The organism is Bacillus sp. DNRA2 (assembly GCF_012843265.1).
In the GTDB taxonomy this organism is placed as follows: Bacteria; Bacillota; Bacilli; order Bacillales; family Cytobacillaceae; genus Bacillus_BU.
In genome coordinates this window covers 25741-48686 of record NZ_JABAIT010000024.1, presented here as the reverse complement: position 1 = coordinate 48686, position 22946 = coordinate 25741, and the positions used below count along the sequence as shown (strand labels likewise).

At 39.6% G+C, this 22946-nt stretch carries 19 protein-coding genes and 1 riboswitch; of the genes, 7 read left to right on the top strand and 12 right to left on the bottom strand.

Annotation, left to right across the window (positions count from 1 at the left end):
- Positions 1 to 34: 34 nt before the first annotated feature.
- The 3 genes from HHO41_RS17925 to HHO41_RS17910 all read right to left on the bottom strand — a co-directional run bounded on the left by HHO41_RS17925 (position 35) and on the right by HHO41_RS17910 (position 1925).
- A complete protein-coding gene (locus HHO41_RS17925) occupies positions 35 to 1012 on the bottom strand; it encodes a hypothetical protein (RefSeq protein ID WP_169101188.1) in 978 nt (325 codons plus the stop codon).
- A gap of 452 nt (positions 1013 to 1464) precedes the next feature.
- Positions 1465 to 1644 carry a glycogen biosynthesis protein GlgD gene (locus HHO41_RS17915; protein WP_169101184.1) on the bottom strand — a complete coding sequence of 60 codons (180 nt, stop codon included), beginning with the start codon at positions 1642 to 1644 and terminating at the stop codon, positions 1465 to 1467.
- A gap of 8 nt (positions 1645 to 1652) precedes the next feature.
- Positions 1653 to 1925: a YtzC family protein gene (locus HHO41_RS17910; RefSeq protein ID WP_169101182.1), complete on the bottom strand. Its 273-nt coding sequence runs from the start codon at positions 1923 to 1925 to the stop codon at positions 1653 to 1655.
- A gap of 363 nt (positions 1926 to 2288) precedes the next feature.
- Here HHO41_RS17910 and mnmL point away from each other — a divergent pair, with 363 nt between their 5' ends.
- Positions 2289 to 3236 carry a tRNA modification radical SAM protein MnmL/YtqA gene (gene mnmL, locus HHO41_RS17905; RefSeq protein ID WP_169101180.1) on the top strand — a complete coding sequence of 316 codons (948 nt, stop codon included), beginning with the start codon at positions 2289 to 2291 and terminating at the stop codon, positions 3234 to 3236.
- 20 nt (positions 3237 to 3256) lie between these two features.
- The gene (mnmM, locus tag HHO41_RS17900) at positions 3257 to 3829 is read left to right on the top strand and encodes a tRNA 5-(aminomethyl)-2-thiouridylate-methyltransferase MnmM (RefSeq protein ID WP_169101178.1); all 573 of its coding nucleotides are present in this window, start codon (positions 3257 to 3259) and stop codon (positions 3827 to 3829) included.
- Positions 3830 to 3883: 54 nt separating this feature from the next.
- Here the strand turns inward: mnmM and HHO41_RS17895 are convergent, their stop codons facing one another.
- Together HHO41_RS17895 and HHO41_RS17890 are read right to left on the bottom strand one after the other, a co-directional pair.
- Positions 3884 to 4975, bottom strand: a complete 1092-nt coding sequence (locus tag HHO41_RS17895; protein ID WP_169101223.1) for a tetraprenyl-beta-curcumene synthase family protein — start codon at positions 4973 to 4975, stop codon at positions 3884 to 3886.
- Positions 4950 to 5798, bottom strand: a complete 849-nt coding sequence (locus HHO41_RS17890) for an alpha/beta hydrolase (RefSeq protein ID WP_169101176.1) — start codon at positions 5796 to 5798, stop codon at positions 4950 to 4952. The genes HHO41_RS17895 and HHO41_RS17890 overlap by 26 nt, the downstream gene beginning before the upstream one ends.
- A 145-nt stretch (positions 5799 to 5943) precedes the next feature.
- Here HHO41_RS17890 and HHO41_RS17885 point away from each other — a divergent pair, with 145 nt between their 5' ends.
- Entirely contained in the window at positions 5944 to 6456 is a 513-nt protein-coding gene (locus tag HHO41_RS17885) for a gamma carbonic anhydrase (RefSeq protein ID WP_169101174.1), read from the top strand.
- Positions 6457 to 6914: 458 nt separating this feature from the next.
- On the opposite strand, the gene asnB is transcribed toward HHO41_RS17885, so the two are convergent.
- Both asnB and metK read right to left on the bottom strand, forming a co-directional pair.
- Complete coding sequence (asnB, locus tag HHO41_RS17880; protein ID WP_169101172.1) at positions 6915 to 8810, bottom strand: asparagine synthase (glutamine-hydrolyzing); 1896 nt, start codon at positions 8808 to 8810, stop codon at positions 6915 to 6917.
- A 219-nt stretch (positions 8811 to 9029) separates the two neighbouring features.
- Complete coding sequence (metK, locus tag HHO41_RS17875) at positions 9030 to 10229, bottom strand: methionine adenosyltransferase (RefSeq protein WP_169101170.1); 1200 nt, start codon at positions 10227 to 10229, stop codon at positions 9030 to 9032.
- Between the two features lie 232 nt (positions 10230 to 10461).
- Positions 10462 to 10597: riboswitch (SAM riboswitch) on the bottom strand.
- A gap of 323 nt (positions 10598 to 10920) precedes the next feature.
- Between metK and pckA the strand changes: the two genes are divergently transcribed.
- The gene (pckA, locus tag HHO41_RS17870) at positions 10921 to 12510 is read left to right on the top strand and encodes a phosphoenolpyruvate carboxykinase (ATP) (RefSeq protein WP_169101168.1); all 1590 of its coding nucleotides are present in this window, start codon (positions 10921 to 10923) and stop codon (positions 12508 to 12510) included.
- 328 nt (positions 12511 to 12838) lie between these two features.
- Here the strand turns inward: pckA and HHO41_RS17865 are convergent, their stop codons facing one another.
- From HHO41_RS17865 to HHO41_RS17845, 5 genes are all read right to left on the bottom strand, one after another.
- Positions 12839 to 13081 (bottom strand): hypothetical protein, encoded by a 243-nt coding sequence (locus HHO41_RS17865; protein WP_169101166.1) that lies wholly within the window; start codon positions 13079 to 13081, stop codon positions 12839 to 12841.
- 15 nt (positions 13082 to 13096) lie between these two features.
- Positions 13097 to 16804 (bottom strand): RHS repeat-associated core domain-containing protein, encoded by a 3708-nt coding sequence (locus tag HHO41_RS17860; RefSeq protein WP_169101164.1) that lies wholly within the window; start codon positions 16802 to 16804, stop codon positions 13097 to 13099.
- A 43-nt stretch (positions 16805 to 16847) separates the two neighbouring features.
- Complete coding sequence (locus tag HHO41_RS17855) at positions 16848 to 18659, bottom strand: DNRLRE domain-containing protein (protein ID WP_169101162.1); 1812 nt, start codon at positions 18657 to 18659, stop codon at positions 16848 to 16850.
- 137 nt (positions 18660 to 18796) lie between these two features.
- Positions 18797 to 19039 carry a DUF2584 domain-containing protein gene (locus HHO41_RS17850; RefSeq protein ID WP_169101160.1) on the bottom strand — a complete coding sequence of 81 codons (243 nt, stop codon included), beginning with the start codon at positions 19037 to 19039 and terminating at the stop codon, positions 18797 to 18799.
- Between the two features lie 39 nt (positions 19040 to 19078).
- Positions 19079 to 19867, bottom strand: a complete 789-nt coding sequence (locus HHO41_RS17845; RefSeq protein WP_169101158.1) for an alpha/beta hydrolase family protein — start codon at positions 19865 to 19867, stop codon at positions 19079 to 19081.
- Between the two features lie 445 nt (positions 19868 to 20312).
- Here HHO41_RS17845 and HHO41_RS17840 point away from each other — a divergent pair, with 445 nt between their 5' ends.
- Genes HHO41_RS17840 through HHO41_RS17830 form a run of 3 tightly spaced genes read left to right on the top strand, consistent with a single transcriptional unit; the run spans position 20313 to position 22912 of the window.
- Positions 20313 to 21323, top strand: coding sequence for an ABC transporter substrate-binding protein (locus HHO41_RS17840; protein WP_169101156.1), 1011 nt, complete (start codon positions 20313 to 20315; stop codon positions 21321 to 21323).
- 25 nt (positions 21324 to 21348) lie between these two features.
- Positions 21349 to 22125 (top strand): ABC transporter ATP-binding protein, encoded by a 777-nt coding sequence (locus HHO41_RS17835; protein ID WP_169101154.1) that lies wholly within the window; start codon positions 21349 to 21351, stop codon positions 22123 to 22125.
- The gene (locus HHO41_RS17830) at positions 22106 to 22912 is read left to right on the top strand and encodes an ABC transporter permease (protein WP_169101152.1); all 807 of its coding nucleotides are present in this window, start codon (positions 22106 to 22108) and stop codon (positions 22910 to 22912) included. Before HHO41_RS17835 ends, HHO41_RS17830 begins: the two co-directional genes overlap by 20 nt.
- Positions 22913 to 22946 lie beyond the last annotated feature (34 nt).

Here is a 22946-nt window from a genome sequence, read left to right as displayed (position 1 = left end):
GCATCAATTTTTATACTGCGTTATAAGTCTCAGGCTATTTGGCCAGCTTTTGCAGCAGCTCTTGATATTCTTCTTCTGTAATGCTACCTTCTAGAAGCATCCCTCTGAGACGCTTTTTCTTTTGTTCAAGGTCAGCTTGTCCTTTATCAACACGGTTTGGCTGCTTACTTTTCACAGTCTTCTGATTGTTTTTCTTTTTTAGGAAAAAGATTATTACAGCAGCTATAACGATACACACTCCAACAATCGCACCGATAATGACGCCAAGCGGCAGTGTTTCATTGTCCTTTTCAACACCTTTTGGTGTCATTTTGTTTCCCATTTCATTCATGATGTCCATGGTAGTTTTCGTTTCATTACGCTCGTATTTCAACTTATATTCCTTTACCTCACCCGGCTTCATTCCTTGGTACTGGTAAATAAACATGTTCATGCCATAACCGTTTTCCTGATGTGATTCTGCCGCAGGACTCAGGCTAAAGCTTTCGGTCTTTAATGGCTCTAGAAACAAGACTCGAACCAAGCCAATATCGGCGAAACTTTCAAATTTGTAGGTTAATGAGTGATCTTTTTTATCGACTTTAATATCATTTGTGTAATACTCAATGACGAATTTATAAAGCTCTCCAGGTTGAATCTCTTCTGAAGTTGTCCAAGAAATCGTGCCTTTACTTTTATCAATTTCATATTCGATTTCATTCGTATTGGTCTGTTCGCGGTTATAATCTGCTACATAACCGACTTTGAAATTTTTTGATTTCAAAGGAATCGGAATTTCTATTTGGCCTTTTTGCGCCTTGTCACTGTTATTAATTAATGTGCCGTGTAAGCCAACTAATAATGGCGCTTTGTCCTTTGCTTTATCTTCTGGATGGAAGGAATATTCCGGCATTACTTGAATCGCAAGCTCTTCCATCTTTAAAACTGGTTCATTTGTATCGGCAAAAGCAAAATTGGGGAGAAGAAGTATTAAACATGCTATGATACTCAAGGCTATCGTTTGTTTTCGCATTATTGTCTTCCTTTCATAACAGACATTGGTACTTATTTATGAAGATCATCAAGTTAGCTTGTTTTTGGTTTAAAAGTGTAACCATTCGCTGGTACTACCTTATTTAACGATTTTTCCGTCCTTCAATCTGTGACCTACTTCACACATTAATTCCACATTCGTTACCACTTTGTGAACACGTATTTACACTGTTTTCACAGTGTTTTCTATCGAAAGTATGGATTAAACATAATTGTTGATTTCCGCTGCAGGCACTTCGCTTTCCGCGGGGCTAGTTGGGAGCCTCCTCGGCGCATTTGCGCCTGTGGGGTCTCCCATACCAGCTACTCCCGCAGGAGTCTTCGTGCCTTCCGCTCCAATCAACTTGCGAAAATCAACACTAAACATTAACTCTGTCTATCAAAAGCAAAAAACAGCCCCATTTTAAAAGAGGCTGTCTTGATGATGATTGTCTATCTTGACTGCTTAGGTTCTGGATGGAATTTGGATTTGACGGGTTGACCGCCGGAGTTTTCGTATTTGCGTTTTGATTCCTTGACCGGGTCGTAGTCTGTGCCAAGTTCAAGGTCTTGATTATTTAAGCCATTGCGATTTTTTTGTTCGGGATTGTTTTGTTTAGAGCGTTTTTTCATATGTTTTCTCACTCCCCAAAATGATCGAGTAATGTCATTGAATTTTGCATCTGTTGAATTTGCAAACGCATCCGGTGTAGCTGTTCACGTTGCGAGCCATTGGCGCTTCGGGCTAGGTCTGCCAATTCATTATACGTCCCCTCAAGTTGTTGCATTGCATCTGTATAGGAATCATTTTGGTAGTGGTTTTGCTTACTGGCAATACTAAACTGGTCTTGGGCGTTTTTTATGACTTCTTCACATTTATGAATAAAATCATCCATTGATTGACGAGTCGCCATTATATTTCCTCCTTTATAAATCATCAACGAAGCAAAAGCTTCTTTATATATTTTGTTCACAAATCCTGTTCCTAACACGAAGGCAAGCCTTCAATTCCTTCCAATTGAAACAACCAGCTTGGATTCATATGGTCCTCATGATACAATTTCCTTTATTGAATGTATTCGCAAAGAAGTTGATTTCCGCTCCAGGCACTTCGCTTTCCGTGGGCGGTAGCGGGGAGCCTCCTCGGCGCTTAGCGCCTGCGGGGTCTCCCCTGCCCCGTACTCCCACAGGAGTCTTCGTGCCTTCCGCTCCAATCAACTAGCGAAAAATTAACACCTTCGCATTTATACATTTATCTACACAAAGGAGGAATCTGAATGATTCAGACTAACCCCTTTCCATATGCGCAAGACGCAAAACGTTACCATACATGGAATTATCACTTACGGCAAACTTTTGGACATAAAGTATTTAAGATTGCTTTAGACGGTGGCTTTGATTGTCCAAACCGTGACGGTACGGTAGCATTTGGGGGCTGCACTTTCTGCAGCGCTGCAGGTTCCGGGGATTTTGCCGGAAATCGGGCTGAGGACCTCGATGTTCAATTTGCAAAAATCAAAGAAAAAATGCATGAGAAATGGAAAGACGGAAAATATATGGCTTATTTCCAAGCCTTCACGAACACACATGCACCTGTTGAGGTTTTAAAGGAAAAGTTCGAAAAAGTATTGCAGCAAGATGGTGTTGTCGGACTATCGATTGCGACTAGACCTGATTGCTTACCTGATGATGTCGTTGAATACTTGGCTGATTTGAATAAACGAACATATTTATGGGTGGAGCTCGGACTACAAACTGTCCATGAACGAACGGCACTCTTAGTCAACAGAGCACATGATTTCCCAAGTTATGCGGAAGGTGTAAACAAGCTCCGTCAACATGGAATCCGAGTTTGCAGTCACATCATTAATGGACTTCCGCTTGAAACCCCGGAAATGATGATGGAAACGGCTCAAGCAGTAGCCAAGCTTGATGTTCAAGGTATCAAAATTCATCTTCTCCACCTTTTAAAAGGCACACCGATGGTTAAACAGTATGAAAAAGGAATGCTGGAATTTCTATCATTTGATGATTATGTAAGTTTAGTATGTGATCAATTAGAGATTTTACCCCCAGAAATGATTATCCATCGCATTACTGGAGACGGACCGATTGACTTAATGATTGGGCCGATGTGGAGTGTAAATAAATGGGAAGTGTTAAATGCGATTGATGCGGAGCTGTTGCGCCGTAACAGTTGGCAGGGGAAACACTACCGAGGTTAGATTAAAGGGAGTTAGGTGAAATGAAGCTAGAACGAATATTACCTTTTGCCCGTCAATTATTAGTACAGGCAGTTGGTGCTGGTGACATTGCCGTGGATGGAACACTAGGCAATGGCCATGACACGAAATTTTTAGCGGAGCTGGTTGGCGAAACCGGAATGGTGTTTGGCTTTGATATACAGGAAGAAGCTATTGCAGCGACAACGACACGATTGCAAGAAAGCGGCTTAAAGGAGCGGGCCACTCTGTACCATCAAGGTCATGAACATATCCTGTATTGTATTCCACCACACTACCATGGCCAAATTCGTGGAGCCATTTTTAATTTAGGCTACTTGCCTGGTGGGGATAAATCGATTGTAACGACAGCGACTACAACGATTGCTGCTGTAGAACAGTTGTTAGACTTGATGGCACCAGAGGGCATCATCGTCCTCGTCATCTATCATGGGCATGAAGAAGGCGCGCGAGAACGGGATGAATTGCTTCAGTACGTAAAACACCTCGATCAACAAAGAGCGCATGTTTTGCAATACCAATTTATTAACCAAGTGAACAATCCGCCGTTTATTATTGCGATTGAAAAAAGATAGTGAAAAGACAAAAGGGCTTATGACATCGGGAAACACCTCCGAGCATAAGCCTTTTTACATAAACGACCTTAATATAGCTACTGGCTTCCACTTTTCAACTCTTCGAAAAATCAATCCATTTACATAGAAGAAATAACTAACAGATCCCCCAGCCCTGATGATTTCCTTTGCCAATTTTTGAACACCTTTTTGCTTTTTGACCTTCTCATCAGATAAATACATACCCAGTAAGCCTCGATTTATCAGCTGATGAAAGCGCTGATGCGGGAGCTTTACAGTATGGCGATCTGCTTCTTTAAGGAAATGCTTTAAGCGATTGAACAAACTTTGATTATTTTCATAATAAAAACAAAAATTTAAATCGCCTTCCTTGCGATCTTCTTCTTGGTCAATAAAATAATCGAGTAAAATATGCAAACCCTGAATATAAGGGAAATAGCCATTGCGAATCTGTTCTGCATGCGAAACTTCAAAATCCTCACGAAGTGCATATGAAATTAAACAAAAAATCCCAAGCGTCGAACCTGTACAAGCGGAAAATTCATACCACTCCATTGTAGGTAATTGCTTCTGATAGAGCGTAAACCAATTTTTAAGTCGTGGAATCCGCTCGGTAACCTCAACATGCTTATGAATTTGCAAATCGCAGTAATAATCACATAATTCCATTAAGTATTGCTTAATATCATCGTAACACGCTAGCTCACGTAATACACTCTGACAAACTCCGACCAATTCCGTTAAGTAGCCACCATCATTCTGATCTGTACGATAGCGATAATAATTTTTCAGCTCAGGATTTAACGAGAGTGCATCCTTCATTGATTCATGTAATGCAGCAAAATCAATTGGATCAAGTGATGTACTCCGGTCGCAAAGATTATCCAAATAATCACTTATCGTCTGGTAAGCGACGATAAATCGGGTCGCTTTAGCACGATGGCCTGACGCCAATAGTGATAAAATCGCTCCACCTTGACAATGAAAGGTCTTTGCCTCAATACTTGCTAAAGCCTGCTTACGTAGCTCCGGATTTGGAATTTCGTCAGCTCTTCTCCTCCAATAGTTCAATTCCTGCTGAACCATCGGAAAGACTCTCCAGTACACTTTTGACATTAAGCTAATTGGCTGTGTTGGAATTTTCAACGCCCTCATCAAGGTCCTCCTTTACGATATAGCCAATTGCCTTTAACTGACTATTAACAAAATCCTTTGCATACTCAAATATATCCTCACGTTCAGGCTCATTAAAGATTTCATGATAGCATTTATTCCATTCCTTAAACCGCTTTTCAGAAAGCGGTGCCTGATTAAACCAGTCACGTACGCTCGCTTTATTGACGATTTTATCATCGCCTCCTTGCATAACAAGCATTGGTACATCTGGCAATTTGCTGATATTCATAAACACAAGCTTCATCGCTTGCGTGAGTTCACGGTACCAACGGACAGAAACCTTGGTGACGTATAAAGAATCATTTAAATCAGCATCACGAACATCTTGATTTCTCGTCGCGAGTTCAACTGTAATTCCGGAATTCATCCTTAATTCTGGATAAATAACATTCATAGCAATTCCCATGGCATTTAACCATTTTGGAGGATATTTGGCTAAACCAAAACATGGTGAGGATAGTATCACTCCAGCAAGTTTCACGTTTTCCTCCTGGAGCATCCGAACAGCAATTAAACCGCCCATACTATGACCGAGTAAGAAAACAGGCAATTCAAATTGATAGGCAGCTTGAATCCAATCCTTTACTTCAGTAATATAATCGTCAAACGAATTAATATGACCTCTTCGCGATCGAGTTGTCATCCCTTGACCAGGCAAGTCTCCCATAATGACATGAAATCCGGCGGAGCGCCACATTTGAATGAGCCAGCCATATCGGCGATGATGCTCCATTGCGCCATGAATCATGACAATGACTGCTTTTGCTTCTCCCTCTGCTTCCCATTTCCACATAGTATTATTTCCTCCGATTAGCAAAAAATTACCTATTCAAGCGATGTCAACCGACATTTTTTGAATATTCAAGAAAAAACCTTTGACAAACTGCCTACCACTTTGGCTAAATTTAATTTAAACAGTCGAAAAAGGAGAGAAATTTATGATTTATCCATTTAAGGGCGTCTTCCCTAAAATAGCTGATTCTGCTTTCATCGCAGATTATGTAACGATTACTGGTGATGTTGAAATTGGTGAAGAATCCAGTGTTTGGTACAATTCTGTCATTCGCGGTGATGTTGCACCAACGATTATTGGCAACAAGGTTAATATCCAAGACAATTCTGTTCTACACCAAAGTCCGAACAACCCTCTTATTTTAGAGGACGAGGTGACGGTTGGACACCAAGTCATCCTTCATAGCTGTGTTATTCGCAAAAAAGCACTCATCGGGATGGGGTCCATCGTTCTCGACGGGGCAGAAATTGGCGAAGGAGCCTTCATTGGTGCCGGAAGTCTTGTTCCTCAAGGTAAAAAAATCCCACCAAACACACTCGCCTTCGGAAGACCTGCGAAAGTCATTCGTGAACTTAATTCCGATGATATTGCCGATATGGAAAGAATCTCACGTGAATATGCTGAAAAAGCACAGTACTATAAATCAGTACAAAAATAAGAAAAGCGGAAGCGCCTTGCTCAGGGGCGACAGGCACAGGGCAAGCCCTGTAGGAAATCCTGATTTCCGGAAGGGATCGACTTGTGACCCCGAGCCCCTAGGCGCTGGAGCTAGACACCATTCTCATTTCTATTTTAGTGTGTATAGTTTCTCCAGTAGAAAATCGTGATATTCTCGTTTTAATTTTACTTATAATTATAGCTTTTGTTACTTGACTATACCAAGTTATTTATAAGAAAAGCGTAAGGCGCCCGCTTATCGGCGACAAGCACAAGGCGAGCCGGCCGGAAGGTTGCCTTTTACCTTCTGGACGGATTGACTTGTGACCTCGAGCCGACGGTGCCTGGAGCTAGACACTAAAATTTGTTCAAAACTTATACTTTCTTAAACAGTGAAAAAAGGGCTGACTCATGCGGAATTTGTTTTCCATCCGCAATAGTCAGCCCCTTTTTTATTAGTTATCTTTGCAATGCAGTTTGCTTTATTAAATCTTGCTCAAAATTGTACTTTTTTTCAATATAAACATCATGCCAAACCATAAACATTAACACCGTCCAGATTTTACGGCTATTATCAGCTTTATCCTGGCAATGTTCATCTAATAAATTCAATACATATTGTTTATTAATTAAATGATCAGTATTGCTTTCTTGAATCGTCTTTTTCGCCCAATCATTCATTTCATTTTTTAACCAATGGCGAATTGGCACCGGGAAACCAAGCTTTTTACGAGTTAACACGTGGTCTGGCACAACGCCCTCCACTGCTTTCCGTAAAATATACTTCGTAGTTCCGTTCGCCGTTTTTAAGCTAGTCGGAATTTTTGAAGCCACATCAAACACGGCTTTATCAAGGAACGGCACGCGTAGCTCTAACGAATGAGCCATCGTCATTTTATCCGCTTTTAATAAAATATCACCGCGCATCCATGTATGGATATCGATAAATTGCATTCGGTCAACTGGATCATAGCCTCTGCTTTCCGCATATAACGGCTTAGTAATATCACGATAATCGATTTCGCCATTGAAACCACGGAACAACTCACGCTTTTCTTCCTCAGTAAACATCTTCGCATTCCCAATGTAGCGCTCTTCCATTGGTGTTACACCACGTTCAATAAAGCTTTTACCCTTCATCCCCTCCGGCATCATCTGGGCGATTCCCTTTAACAGTGTTTTGCCGATAGCAGGGATTTTATTAAATACTTCAAGATCTTGTGGCTCACGATAAATATTATAGCCGCCAAACAGCTCATCTGCCCCCTCACCGGACAGGACAACTGTTACATGCTTACGCGCCTCACGTGCTACAAAATATAACGGTACGCAGGCCGGATCTGCCAGCGGATCATCTGTATGCCACATAATTTTCGGAAGCTCATTGATATATTCCTCTGGAGAAATGATATAGCTAATGTTTTCAACGCCAAGCTTTTCGGCTGTTTCCTTTGCCACATCAATTTCACTGAAACCATTTTGCTCAAAGCCGACTGAGAAAGTCTTAATCGCCGGATGAAATTCCTTAGCAATTGACGCAATAATGGATGAATCAATACCACCTGATAAGAACGAACCGACCGGCACGTCACTGCGCATATGAATTTTAACCGAATCATACATGACGTCACGGATTTCTTTAATAAAGTCATCCTCGGACTTATGAACTGGCTTAAATGAAGCGCGCCAGTACTGAGAAATTTTCATCGGTTCACCGATTTTTTTCGTAAAGTAATGACCAGGTTCTAGCTTATAAATGCCTTCGGTCATTGTGTATGGTTCCGGAACAAACTGATAAGTTAAATATTGCTGAATGCTTTCTTGATTTAATGTTTCTTTTTCAAGTGCCAACAGAATGCTTTTCTTTTCTGATGCAAAATAAGTCTGTTCTTTTGTTTCATAATAAAAGAACGGCTTAATTCCAAATGGGTCACGAGCCCCATAAAGTGTTTGCTCCTGTTTGTCCCAAATGACAAACGCAAACATCCCGCGAAGTCGCTCAACGGCCTTTTCCTTTAAATGGCTATATAAGGCGATAATGACTTCTGTGTCAGAGTGTGTAGCAAATTCTAAGCCTGCATTAATCAACTCTTCACGAAGCTCGACATAGTTGTAAACTTCTCCGTTAAAAATAATCCAGTAGCGTTCATTTTCATAAGTAAGCGGCTGATGACCGCATTCGATATCAATAATGCTTAAACGGCGAAAACCGAATTGGATATGCTCGTCATAAAAATAACCGTCATCGTCGGGACCGCGGTGCGTGATGATGTTATTCATGTTTTGAAAAAGCTGCTTTTGGTCATCCCGATAGTCTTGTGTTTTTTCGTGTACACAACCAATAAAACCACACATTATGTACGTTCACCTTCTCCGTTCTATTCGCATCCCCAGTTGTGTTGTTAGGTGATTTCCGCTACGGGCACTTCGCTCCAATCACCTAACAACAATTAGGGACTTCATTATAATTAGTTATGAACCATTAAATCCTGAATTCATACAGTATATCTTACCATAATCGAAGGAAATAAAAAACAGGAGTTACAGCCTAGTGTAACTCCCATTTGGATTTAATTATTGATTTGCTTGTTCTTTTAGCGTTTCTGCTTTATCAGTACGTTCCCATGGTAATTCAATATCCGTGCGGCCGAAATGACCGTATGCAGCAGTTTGCTTGTAAATCGGGCGACGAAGATCAAGCATTTTGATGATACCTGCTGGACGAAGATCAAAGTTTTTGCGAACAAGCTCAACTAAAACATCCTCACCAACAACACCTGTTCCAAATGTGTCAACGGAAATCGATACTGGCTGCGCTACACCAATCGCATATGCCAACTGAACTTCAACCTTCTCAGCTAGTCCAGCAGCAACGATGTTTTTCGCCACATAACGAGCAGCATAAGCAGCAGAGCGGTCAACTTTTGTTGGATCTTTACCGGAGAACGCGCCACCGCCGTGACGTGCATAGCCTCCGTAAGTATCCACGATAATTTTACGACCAGTTAAGCCGGCATCCCCTTGTGGTCCGCCAATAACGAATCTACCTGTAGGGTTAATAAAGTATTTTGTATTATCATCAATTAGTTCCTGAGGAACAACTGGATTAATTACATGTTCTTTTATGTTACGTTGGATTTGCTCCAACGTAATTTCTGGATGATGCTGAGTTGAAATAACAATTGTATCAATGCGAACTGGCTTGTCATTTTCATCGTACTCAACCGTTACTTGTGTTTTTCCGTCCGGACGAAGATACGGAAGAATATCCTCTTTTCGAACCTCTGTTAAACGACGGGCCAATTTGTGAGCTAATGAAATTGGTAAAGGCATAAGCTCTTTCGTTTCATTGCAAGCAAACCCAAACATAAGTCCTTGGTCACCGGCACCAATTGCTTCAATTTCATCATCAGTCATCAGACCTTCTCTTGCCTCAAGCGCTTGATTCACACCCATTGCAATATCAGCTGACTGCTCATCAATTGAAGTTAATACCGCACACGTTTCTGAATCAAAGCCGTACTTCGCCCGAGTATATCCAATACCTTTAATAGTTTGACGGACAAGCTTAGGAATGTCTACATAAGTAGAAGTTGTAATCTCACCTGCAACTAGAACTAAACCAGTCGTAACTGAAGTCTCTGCTGCAACACGTGCATTGGCATCCTTTGCTAAAATAGCGTCTAAAATCGCATCAGAAATTTGGTCGCAAATCTTATCGGGATGACCTTCTGTTACCGATTCAGAAGTAAACAAACGACGTTTTGTTGACATCTGATTTCCTCCTTATATATAGAAATAAAGCGAGGTTAGCTTAGAATTATGTATCGTTTCCTATATTAACCTCTTGATTGATACGGTACTCATTCCCTAAGTAGTATGAAATAAACATGGAGTTTTTATCCTAAACAGGAATAAAAACAACCCTCGCTCTTCCAAAAAGGTACAAATAAAAAACCTTTCCTGCAAAATGAGGAAAGGTTCGAGAATCCATTTGCGCCTTTCACTCTTATCGTTCAAGGAATGACCTTGCGTCAGGTTAGCACCTTTGCTAAGAAAAAATCTCATAAGTTAAGACTATTTCATCATAGCAGGTTGCTGGGTTTCATAGGGCCTGTCCCTCCACCAGCTCGGGATAAGAGAGTATCCGTTCAAGGTAGAATCATACCGAACGAGTCAAATGATGTCAATAACGTTTTTCAATTGTTCACCAATTAGTAAATAACTAGCAACAATTAAGTGATTTCTGCCTGTATCAATTTACATCATAATTAGTTCCAGCTTATCAAAATTAGAATATCATTATTAACAGATTAATTTAACTTTCAACCTTAATTAAGCGCTTAAACATATTTAATTTAATTTTAATTTATAAAAATATTCATAATAGTATAGATTAATCACTCGAATGTGTTATACTAATTACAACACTTAAAAATATTTGATAAAGGATGGTATTTATCAGATGAATTCTGTAAGTATTTCCAATGAACTTAATGAATTATTAAAAGGTAGCAACATCCGCAACCAACTTTCTGTACCACAATTAGTCGAAAAAGTATTAGAGCGCAAAGAAGGAATTCTTTCCTCAACTGGAGCAGTTCGCGCTACAACTGGAAAATATACCGGTCGTTCTCCTAAAGACAAGTATATCGTTGAAGAAGCAGCATCAAAGGAAAAAATCGATTGGGGTTCAGTAAACCAACCAATCTCAGCAGAAGCATTTTCAAATCTTTACAATAAGGTCATCAACTATTTGCAACAACAAAACGAAGTATTTGTGTTCCGCGGCTTTGCAGGCGCAGACAAAAAACATCGTTTACCAATCCAAGTTATCAATGAATATGCTTGGCACAACCTATTTTCACAACAATTATTCATTCGTCCTCAAGAAGGCGAGCTTGCAGATCACGAAAATCCATTCTCTGTTATTTGTGCACCAAACTTCAAAGCTGACCCAGCTGTTGACGGCACTAAATCAGAAACATTCATCATCATTTCGTTCGAGCGCAGAACAGTACTAATCGGCGGAACTGAGTATGCCGGAGAAATCAAAAAATCTATTTTCTCTGTCATGAACTACATGCTTCCTGAAGCTGAAATTATGCCAATGCACTGCTCTTCAAACGTTGGTGCAGAAGGTGATGTAGCTTTATTCTTCGGTCTATCCGGAACAGGTAAAACTACACTATCTGCTGATCCAAATCGCAAATTGATCGGTGATGACGAGCACGGCTGGTCAGCAAACGGTGTATTCAACATCGAAGGCGGCTGCTATGCGAAATGTGCTGATTTAACTCGTGAAAAAGAACCACAAATTTTCGATGCCATCCGTTTCGGTGCTGTGCTTGAAAACGTCATCCTTGATGAAGAAACTCGCATTGCCGATTACTGTGATACATCTTTAACTGAAAATACTCGTGCTGCTTATCAATTACAAGCAATCTCTAACATTGTGGACCCAAGCGTTGCTGGTCATCCAAACACAATTATCTTCTTAACTGCTGATGCATTTGGAGTATTACCTCCAATCTCTAAGTTAACGAAGGAACAAGCAATGTACCATTTCTTAAGTGGTTACACTTCTAAGCTTGCTGGTACAGAACGTGGCGTAACTAGCCCTGAAGCAACTTTCTCAACATGCTTCGGTTCACCATTCCTTCCACTTCCTGCAACTCGTTATGCGGAAATGTTAGGACAAAAAATCGATGAGCACCATGCCAATGTATTCTTAGTGAACACTGGCTGGACTGGCGGAGAGTATGGAGTAGGTTCACGTATGAAGCTTTCTTATACTCGTTCAATGGTTCAAGCTGCATTAAACGGTGAATTAAACCACATCGAAACAGAAAAAGATGAAATCTTTGGCTTAGATATTCCTTCACATGTACCAGGTGTACCTGATGAAGTACTTCAACCAAGCAAAACTTGGGCTGACAAAGCTGCCTATGTTGCAAAAGCAACTGAATTGGCTAGCAAGTTCCATGAGAACTTCAAAAAGTTCGGAGATGTTTCTGAAGATATCAGCGTAAAAGGTGCACCGCTTGCACGCTAAGCTGCTAAGTTCTCTTAATCTTTAAACTTTGCATGACCATGGGGATGGAATGCAATTTTATGGGGAAATTGTACGGAAATAAAGGGGATCAATACAAAAGGCTGCTTGGGTTTTAAACCCAGAGCAGCCTTTTTTTAATTCGTTGTAATTTTATGTGAGGCACATAGTTCAATTCCCAAACCGTCAAACCAGTCAGTACAGTTTCCATAGAAGTTATTGAAGTACAGCATTAAGGTTCGGCAATAGGTGTGATAAGTATGTGTAAAAAGTTTTTTTAACAAAAAATATTGTGGTAAATTTCAAAAAACAATCTCCTATAAAGAGGCCACTAAACAAATCCGTAATGCGATAGAATAACTAATATCAATATTATTAACCCCATAATTATTAGAATTATCTTTACAATAAAATAAGGAGAATTTACTAAAATTGTATAAAATATTTCTCCTATAATAGTTCCATTTCCTCCACCTTTAAAATTTTTCTTTTTCTCATGATAACTTCTATTATAAAATATTCCGGATAAAAGAATTGTAAAACCAATTATCCCTGATAATACCTCACCCAACATAAAATAATCCTCCGATTAAAAAATTTTCCCAATAAACCTCTGAAGGCCACTTAACCCACTCTTTTTATAAATCCCCCAAGCTCTACTCACAATGCCAGTCCCTTTTAGTGCTCCACCCTTAGTAAAATTCAAAGCAACATTTGTTAAAGTTAATTTTTTACCTTGTGATACAGTATTTAAAATACTAGCTTTAGTTTCATACAAGCCCATTCCAATTATTTTTGAAATTACATTTGCACCAGCCCGCTTCAATAAGTTATAGAAAGCTCCTCCAAATACTGAGGTGATACCTCCTACTAAAAAGGCGATGTAAAATCTATTCCAATCAAACCCTCTAAGATTGTTGTGTTTTGAATAATATGATATAAGTAATGGCACAGAGTTTAAAGCCCCACCAATCGCAAATGCAATTACTGGATTTTGCCCATCTCGATCCATAAATTTTACTGGATTATTTTTTGAATAGGCAAATAAATTTAATGCTATTGGTTCTTCATCTAATTCATGATATGGATCCCTTGAAATGAACCTCCCTATATTTGAATCGTAGTAACGCGCCATTAAATAATATAAATTTGTATTCTCATCATATCGATACCCGGCATAACGAAATGGGTTAGTTGAAGATAATGTACCAGATTGTGATATAATAATCCCCCACACATTATACGAATATGATGCAACAATATTCCCATCCTTATCCGTTAATGCAATTACATCACCGTGACCATTTAGGTGATAATAGTATGTTTGACCATTTTTTATCATTGTGATAGGTCGATTTTCTTGATCCCATGTATATTCCACATGAATTGTGCCGCTTTGATCGGTTTCATAAATCACGTTATCTCTTTGATCATAATAGAATGTGACAGTTCCACTTGTTGTGGTCATGGTTTTTCGTCTACCCATAAAATCGTAAGTAAATGCAGCGAGTGTGTTTCCTGTTGTTTTAACTTTGACTTCAATTAACCGATTATCGGGATTGTAGACGAATATTCTTTCACCATCATCCACCATATTCCCATTTAGATCATATTGTATGAATTGATTATTTACCGAAATTAATTGATTGACTTGATTGTAGATATAGGTGGTTTCTGTTGATGTGCCACTTGCTGTTACGGTTTTCTTTGTACGATTTCCGACAGAGTCATACTCATAGGAAATTGTAGTACCATCTAAAAATGTTTCTTGGGTTAGCTGATTAAGCTGATCATATTGGTAATTAATGGTTCCGGAATTTGTTTCAATCCTAATAATATTGCCATTTGGGGAATAGGTGTATTTATATCGATCCATTAAATCGTTAATTTTGTAGTTTGTTAGTTCAATGAGTTGGTTGGCACCATTGTATTCATAAGCTGCGTAAGTTCCGTTTACAAAATAGACAGATGATACTTGCCGGCTCTCATTGTAAATGTAGTTTGCCACGATTGCATTGTTTCTTAATATAGAGCGAATGAGATTTAATTTATTGTAGACGAAGTTGATTTGACTGCCGCCTTGAATCGATAATCCCGTAATATTGGAATTATCATCATAGCTATAATTCGTTGTTTTGCCGCTTTCAGTTTCAGAGATTAATCTATTATTTAAGTCATACGTTAAGGTGGAGATTGGTACGTTCAGTCTTGTGATTTTCGTTAGATTGTCATTTAGATCATATTCTAGATCGAACTGTTTAAGATTATTATAAGAAATGGAGGTTAAGCGATTATGATTGTCAAAGATATTAGATACTGAAGACATATCCGCATTAATTGTTTTGGTTCGATTTCCAAAGCGATCGTATTCAAAGCTTGTGATACGATTGAGAGCGTCCGTTACCTTTGTTAAGGAATTCAGTTGATTGTAATCATATTTCTGCTTATCCCCCTTTGCATTTGTGACTTCGGTTATATTCCCTTCCCCGTCATATTGATAGGTTGTCGTAAAACCTTTTGCATCAGTGACAGAAATGAGTTCATTAACTTCGTTATAGGAATAAATCGTAGTACTTCCATTTGCCTCAACTTGTTGTGTTCGATTCCCAAAGAAATCGAAGGAATAATTTATGGTATTTCCTAAAGGATCTTTAATGGTCGTAACATAATTATTTCTGGCATCATACACATATGACGTATGTGAGGCACCAAGTTCAAGCCGCAAACCGTCAAACCATGCTAATCCGGTTTGATTATAATATATTAAATAAACATCAATTGATTGGAACGATTTCGTTGGTTCAACCTCAACGGAGAGATGCTGCCATCCTTGCATTGTTTTACTAAACTCGTTTTTGAATTGCCAATCCACTGTTCCATCATTGTGATTGATTCCTAATTGTAACGCGAAGCTCCCTCCAACTGGATTTGCTCCTTCCTGATAGGACCATCCTGATAACGTTAGTTTTGTTAAAGCTGCTCCTGAAATTAATACCCGCTGAGCCAAATACTTATTTTTTCCTGATTCCCCTGTAAGTCTGATTGATTGAGTGCCTACATAGACCCTTGTATCATTACTTTCTGCTAGTTGATATCGCCCATCTGCTGTTGATAAATTGCCACTGGTGGACCAATGTAGTGGGATTTTCTCAGTTGGGCTGCTGTACCGTTCAAAGCTCGAATTTTCAATCAAGTTATAAGCACTGACCACATTTCCTTTTTCCAATTGGATTGCGTCATAGTAAGCAGTGCCCTGTCCTGCATCTAACGCAAACGAAATCCGGATTTTAACCGTCCCAGCCGGCACATTGGTAATGACCGTTTGCAGCCTGGTCCAATCATGGGTTCCAATTAACCCATATGAATTTCGTTGTCCTAACCAAATCATCGAGAGATCAAAATATTCTACTTTGATGTAGGCTCTTCCCGTTGTATTTGCAGTTTTTATATAGCCACTTACGACATACGGTTCACCACCAGCATAATCAAAAATCTGGTGCACTATCGCCCATCCAGTTGGATTAGAAATACTAACGGAGCGATTTCCGAATTTTGTAATCGTACTCCATGCAAATTGCGCCGTTTTTCCACTTTGAACTACCTGAGTCCAAAAGTCAGGCCAAGTTGTTCCGTATTCAAATCCAGAGTTTGGCAGAAGATTATCAGCAACTGACATCGGGTTTGTTTGGTACAAAAGGTTCCCTAAAGAGTTATATCGTTTAGAAACAGATTGAACATAAGGGTCGATGGATTCAGTATTATTATTTTTTACATCATAATCATGTTGCTCAATATTCTGATTATAATCCTGTTCACTAATTAAGTTATTTTGATTATCAAATGTATTATATGCCTTTTGGTTTTCAGGCAATTTTTCAAAGGTTAAATTGCCTTGATTATCGTATTCATAAACATATGGTTGATTCTTTGGGTCTTGTAGAAGAACTACTTCATTATTATTATTAAAGGAAAACTTAGTAATCTTCATATTTGCCGCATCTAATGGGTTTTCGGTAATTTGGACGACTCGACCAAAAGAATCATAACTGTAGTCTGTTCTTTGGTTATTATTTAACACTCTTGTGCTCGAATTATTTATAGAATCATAACTGAAAGTAGTGATGTGTTCTTGGACTGTACCTCCTACAGTAAAGGGACGGCTAACCCGATTAACTCTGCTGGAAGTATCGTAGGCGAAGTTGGTCGTTACATTCCTACCATCGGTTCTCGTTGAAAGTCTACCGAGCCCATCATACGAATATGCCTTCGTAATATTTTTGGCATTCGTATAACCCACTAAATAGCCATTCCCATCCTGGGTATAACGATAGGTACGGTTTTCAACTGTGATGGTGGAAATAAAGCCAGCAGTTCCATAGGTAATGCTTAACGTTCGATTTGAAGCATTCCGTTATAGTTTGCAAGGAACCCGAAGGATTGTAAGTAAATATTGTAACATTCATATTCAAATCGGTGATCGATTGAAGTTTTCCAGTAGCGTTAAATAAATACTTAGTTGATTTATCTGGAAGTGTTAGAATAAAACTTCCGTCTGTTTGTTTCACTAAATCAAGATAAACTCCACTTAAGGTAAGATACTCACCTTCTAACGACTCTCCAAAATAATGCTTAGTACCATCACTGTCAGAATAAACAATTGGGCCCGTTGCCGCAAACGTGAGACGGACATCCAGATTACTGGACCAGCCATATCCAAAAACACCTTTTTCGATTGTATTCCTGCTGTTGTAAGTTCGCTCAATTGAAAGTGGGATTCCACGTCCAGTAATGAACAAATCAGTTTCTGAAAGGCTTAGATTCCCATTACTTGGATTTATACCTTCCTCCGTTCGATGCCAATATTCTTCAAGACCAATTGGATCAACTGTATAAGTAAGGGTTATTCTTGGCTCATACGTTGCTGTGTTTTCTTTAGTCGTAAAGAATCCATAAGGTGCGGATGTTTCATCTCGATTTTTTAACATGATCCCGTAATTAGCTTGAGTTCCATTGTACCAATCTTGGATTAATTTCGTGATCTCCCATCTCCAAAAAGCATTAAAGGTACCCGGTGAAGCACTCGATTCTGAAGTTGGTAAAATGGCAGGCTGTGAGTTCCATGTTACAGAATCTCCCCAGGAAGAATTTATTCGATGCAAGTCTATAATAGCGTTCGTTATGTTCGTGTTGATTTGATACGCTTGAAAAGTTGCACTTGTAATTCGGCAATTACTTGGTAATGGTGGTAATGCGAATCGTACTAAGGAGCGAGTTATATTGTAGGATGGAGTTACACCAGTAAACATATAGGCTTGACTAGAATAGGAATTTTGGGGATATCGACTTGAAATAAAGGTATCACGAATCGATAAAGAGGATTGAATCGTTGGGTCAACTGTAATGGGATAACTCATATTAGGGTTGTTTAAAAAATTCAAATCTACTAATAGATCAATATACGTTCGATTCCCTTCTTTTCGAATTGCAAAATTTGCATCATTTGAATAGATTCCTTTCGAATCAACTAAATAAGGCTTTTCAATAATCCAAAGTAAATCATTATGCGGCGAAAGAATAGAAATGTTTCCATTTGTCTCTAACCTGGCAGTGACATTCGCCGGGCTTTTTAATTCAAAGGAAAATCGATTTTGACCTGTTGGTGCTTTTAAGATTAAAGCTTCTTTGATCTTATCGTTCGTAACGAGATAGACAATGTCCACTTGCGGAAGAATATCTGGATAGGTAATTTCATTTTCATTAATAACTGCTTTTACTTTTCTGGCTCCGATTAGGATTAAATCTATATTATAGCCCTCTTTTTGAACGGACATTAAGGTACTTGGATCAGATTCTTCAGTAAAAGTTGTCTTAAACTCATTCGCCATATTTTCAAATTTATTCGGATTAATTAAACTCTTTTGTAGTCTATTATCGATTCGTTTCCATTTTCTATCGATCATATCTTGAAAAAACATGGGCTGATTATAAATTTCTTCCGTAAAGCTTCCATCGGGATTAATAAACCGTGTTGAAAATCTTGTTCTTTTACGTGTTAGTTCCATTCGGGTTGAAGGTTTTTGCTTAGGGATATCACCTAAGTCAGGGTCGACATCGAATGTTTTAATTTTTCTCTGAGATTCACCGAGTAACATTCTTCCACCTCCGAAAAATATTATAACTATTCCTATTCGAAAAACAAGTAATTATTCCAATTTTTTCAAAGTGAGGTAAAATTAAAAAAGCTGCAAGTTTTCAAAAACAGGCAGCTTTTTCAATGATCATTATTAACTTAATTAGTCGAATGAAGTGAGACAAGAACATACGTAATTTTCGTTTGATTGTTCTCCCACTCTACCTTTTTAATGAGAGCAGTTCCGTTTGTTTCGCTATCCAATGTCCGTCTTACTTCCAGCGGAATATCAATTGGATAAAGTCTGTAGCCTTCTTTTACTAATGAGAAATTGTTTTCATCTAAACGTTGCTCCCGACCCTTGGTGACAATCAAAGTATTCAATTCTAGCGGCATTCCCATAACAATCTCTCCTTCTCATCGTCTTTTACCGTTATTTTATCATTTTTTACACTGCTGTTTCATCCAGTTACATAAATCTTTTACAACTTGGCGATTAACCTCAGGTGGAAAGTAGTGCGTGAATTCTTTGAAATACCAGGTCGTGACAGGTTTTTGTAATGTAATTAATCCCCGTTCAAGCCGCTTAGCATGCTCAACTGACACGTTTGTATCGTTCCAGCCATGGATGATGAGCACAGGCGGCTCCATTTTCTCCAGCTCATACAACGGCGTCCGATAGCGATAACGATCAGGGTATTTGTCAGGCGTTCCGCCAATTACCCGCTTTAGCATTTTCCGCAAATCCTCCCTCTCCCGGTAAGTGAGTTCCATATCACTTACACCGCCCCAGGTGACAAGTGACGCAGCTTCAGGAAATTGCAGCGCCGTTTGCAAGGCCATAATGCCACCCCGGGAAAATCCAAAAATATGGACATGTTTGACGCGTGGATGCGACGTGAGTAATTGAAAGCCTGCAAAAGCATCATGACGGTCTTCGCCGCCAAAATCCTCATTGCCTTCTCCACCTTGATTGCCGCGGTAAAATGGCGCAAACACAATAAAGCCTTCAGAGGCAAATTGGGCGATTCGAGCCGGTCTGACCTTGCCAACGTTTTTGATACCACCCCGCAAATATAAAAACCCGTCCAGTGGTTCTGTTCCAATTGGCTCAGCCAACATTCCTTTTATAGCCATGCCTTGAGATATGTAGGTGATAATTGTTAATTTGACATTAGGATTTGGCGATGGGTATCGCCATTTTGAAATGATTTTACCGTCTTCATACATGTTCGTTTGTATACCCCCTTTTTAGACATTTGATTTGTTATTTTGACCTTAAAGACTGTTTTGACTTTGCTGAACATTATGTATGGAAATTAGACGGACAAATTCCGCTTAAATTGGGAAATACCTCTATTTCCTTTAAAATAAGCGGAGCTTTTCCGCTTATGTTGTTAAAATCTTTGAATATTGTCCTGTTTTGAGAAGATAGTCGGAATATCTCCGCTTATTTCGGCGATTTAAGCACCCATTTTTTGCATTAGGCGGAAATTCTCCGTTTAATGATTTCTCATCCCTAAACACAGTCAAGTATTATTTAAAATATTCTACCTAACTTCCCTTACCACTATGATACAAAAACCTAGATAGGCAAACACACAATTTTTTATTTTTCATAGACTATCGTAAAGTTTTACCCGATGTTGATTTATACAGCTTAGGAGGGTCACCCATGAAAAGTAAGTTCAAAATAGGATTAGCTGTCTTTCTGATCTCTATACTGATGATTCCCATTGTCGCCTGCACCAACCAAAATAAAAGCGATGAACTTGTGAAGGTTAGGGTTGCTGAGGTTACCCGCTCCTTGTTCTATGCCCCGCAATATGTTGCGATAACAGAGGGCTTCTTTGAGGAAGAAGGCTTGAAGGTTGAATTAACGACGACCGCCGGTGGCGATAAGACGATGACTACTTTGTTATCAGATGGTGCCGATATTGCTCTTGTTGGCTCAGAAACGAGTATTTACGTGTATGCACAAGGCTCAAATGATCCGGTTATCAATTTTGCGCAACTCACCCAGACCGATGGAACCTTCCTCGTGGCTCGCAAACAAATTGATAACTTCACTTGGGATATGCTCATTGGCACAACTTTCTTAGGACAGCGCAAGGGTGGCATGCCGCAAATGGTCGGAGAATTTGTGCTGAAGAAATTTGGTATTGATCCTTTTAACGACCTCAACTTAATTCAGAACGTCGACTTTGCTAATATTGCCAGTGCATTTGCCTCCGGAACGGGAGATTTTGTACAGCTGTTTGAACCAACTGCCAGCGTATTTGAAAAAGAAGGCAAGGGTTACATTGTTGCCTCATTTGGTGAAGAATCAGGCCATGTTCCGTACACAACCTTTATGGCAAAAGAAAGCTACATCAATGAAAACAAGGAAACTGTTGAAAAATTCACTCGTGCGATTTACAAAGCGCAGCAATGGGTCGATACTCACTCAGCTAAGGAAATTGCCCAATCGATTCAAACGTTCTTCCCGGATATCGACACTGACATTCTCGAAACGGCAGTAGAACGTTATCAAAAACAAGGCTCATTTGCGACTGATCCAATCTTGGATGAGAAAGAATGGAATAACCTACAAAATATAATGGCCGAAGCTGGAGAGCTGCCGAAACCAGTCAATCACGACACGTTAGTAAACACGGCGATTGCTGAAAGCGTCACAAAGGAATAACAATCTTTGTTAGGAGGGCAGTCCGATGTCTTTTTTAAAAATAAAAAACGTACAACACACATATTTCACGAAAACCTCTGCTACCACCGCCCTCTCCGATGTATCACTTGAGGTTAAGGAGGGAGACTTTGTCTCCTTTCTTGGACCAAGTGGTTGTGGGAAAACGACCCTACTATCGATCATTGCAGGTTTAATTAAGCCTACATCTGGAGTGGTGACGATTGAGGATAAACCGATTCAAACCGATGGCAGTCAAATCGGCTATATGCTGCAACAGGATTACCTTTTCCCTTGGAAGACAATTGAGGAAAATATTTTGCTTGGGTTAAAGCTGACGAGGCGCCTCAACTTGGAAACGAAGCTTTATGCGTTTGGTCTCCTTGAGCAAATGGGATTAGCAGGCTTAGAAAATCAGCTTCCCAAGCAGCTTTCAGGAGGGATGCGGCAGCGTGTTGCTCTGGTCCGAACATTGGCTACCGAACCAAAGCTGTTAATGCTCGACGAACCATTTTCTGCATTAGATTACCAGACAAAGCTAAAGCTTGAAAATTTAGTTTCTGATGCGTTAACTACCTTTAACAAAACGGCCATACTCGTTACCCATGACATCGGTGAAGCGATTGCGATGAGTGATGTGATATATTTATTTTCAGCCCGTCCGGGAAGGATTCATAAAACCTTTATTGTGCCAGAAGAATTCCGTCATCTCGCTCCGTTTCAAGTTCGAAACCATCCATCCTTCTCAGAGCTTTTTCAAACTATATGGAAGGAGCTTGAGTCTCTTGAACCTGCAAAAGCCTGACATTCACCTCCTTCACCAAAACTATCTCCTAACACTGAAGCGCGAAAAACGCCGGATTCGCTTTTTCCAGGGTGTCATCTTTTTGGCCTTTTTCGCTATTTGGGAAATGGCTAGCCGAAAAACCTGGATCGACCCGTTAATCTTTAGTTCACCGTCAAAAGTTTATGGTTTATTTTTAGAAAAAATAGCTGATGGATCATTGCTAAATCATTTAAGTTTTACGTTAACTGAAACAGTGCTTGGCTTCATTCTCGGGACATTATTAGGCACGCTGCTCGCCTCAGTCCTCTGGTGGTCACCTGTTCTGTCAAAGATATTCGATCCATACTTAGTTATTCTTAATGCGATGCCAAAAGTGGCACTTGGTCCTATTTTAATTGTGGCGCTTGGGCCTGGACTTGGTTCGATTATCGCCATGGGAACGATTATTTCGGTCATTATCACGACGATTGTTGTGTATACGTCCTTTAAAGAAGTAGACCCCAATTATGTAAGAGTTCTGCAAACGTTAGGAGCCTCTCGCTTTCAAAGCTTTAAAGAAGCTATTCTGCCTGCCTCATTTCCAACGATTATCTCAACGCTTAAGGTGAACGTTGGCTTGTCATGGGTCGGTGTCATCGTTGGTGAATTTCTCGTATCGTCAAGAGGACTTGGCTACATGATTATTTATGGCTTCCAAGTGTTTAACTTTACGCTTGTCCTGTTATCACTACTTGTTATTGCCGTATTTGCGACGATTATGTATCAACTCGTAGCCCTGCTCGAGAAAAAGATAATTAAAGGTTGACTTAGAAAAGCGCAAGCGCCTTGAACAGGGGCGA

Bases quoted from the DNA above. Each gene is read 5' to 3' on its own strand.
- HHO41_RS17925 (WP_169101188.1), bottom strand. From the start codon at position 1,012: ATGCGAAAACAAACGATAGCCTTGAGTATCATAGCATGTTTAATACTT.
- HHO41_RS17915 (WP_169101184.1), bottom strand. From the start codon at position 1,644: ATGAAAAAACGCTCTAAACAAAACAATCCCGAACAAAAAAATCGCAAT.
- HHO41_RS17910 (WP_169101182.1), bottom strand. From the start codon at position 1,925: ATGGCGACTCGTCAATCAATGGATGATTTTATTCATAAATGTGAAGAA.
- mnmL (WP_169101180.1), top strand. From the start codon at position 2,289: ATGATTCAGACTAACCCCTTTCCATATGCGCAAGACGCAAAACGTTAC.
- mnmM (WP_169101178.1), top strand. From the start codon at position 3,257: ATGAAGCTAGAACGAATATTACCTTTTGCCCGTCAATTATTAGTACAG.
- HHO41_RS17890 (WP_169101176.1), bottom strand. From the start codon at position 5,798: ATGTGGAAATGGGAAGCAGAGGGAGAAGCAAAAGCAGTCATTGTCATG.
- HHO41_RS17885 (WP_169101174.1), top strand. From the start codon at position 5,944: ATGATTTATCCATTTAAGGGCGTCTTCCCTAAAATAGCTGATTCTGCT.
- asnB (WP_169101172.1), bottom strand. From the start codon at position 8,810: ATGTGTGGTTTTATTGGTTGTGTACACGAAAAAACACAAGACTATCGG.
- metK (WP_169101170.1), bottom strand. From the start codon at position 10,229: ATGTCAACAAAACGTCGTTTGTTTACTTCTGAATCGGTAACAGAAGGT.
- pckA (WP_169101168.1), top strand. From the start codon at position 10,921: ATGAATTCTGTAAGTATTTCCAATGAACTTAATGAATTATTAAAAGGT.
- HHO41_RS17865 (WP_169101166.1), bottom strand. From the start codon at position 13,081: ATGTTGGGTGAGGTATTATCAGGGATAATTGGTTTTACAATTCTTTTA.
- HHO41_RS17855 (WP_169101162.1), bottom strand. From the start codon at position 18,659: ATGTTACTCGGTGAATCTCAGAGAAAAATTAAAACATTCGATGTCGAC.
- HHO41_RS17850 (WP_169101160.1), bottom strand. From the start codon at position 19,039: ATGGGAATGCCGCTAGAATTGAATACTTTGATTGTCACCAAGGGTCGG.
- HHO41_RS17845 (WP_169101158.1), bottom strand. From the start codon at position 19,867: ATGTATGAAGACGGTAAAATCATTTCAAAATGGCGATACCCATCGCCA.
- HHO41_RS17840 (WP_169101156.1), top strand. From the start codon at position 20,313: ATGAAAAGTAAGTTCAAAATAGGATTAGCTGTCTTTCTGATCTCTATA.
- HHO41_RS17835 (WP_169101154.1), top strand. From the start codon at position 21,349: ATGTCTTTTTTAAAAATAAAAAACGTACAACACACATATTTCACGAAA.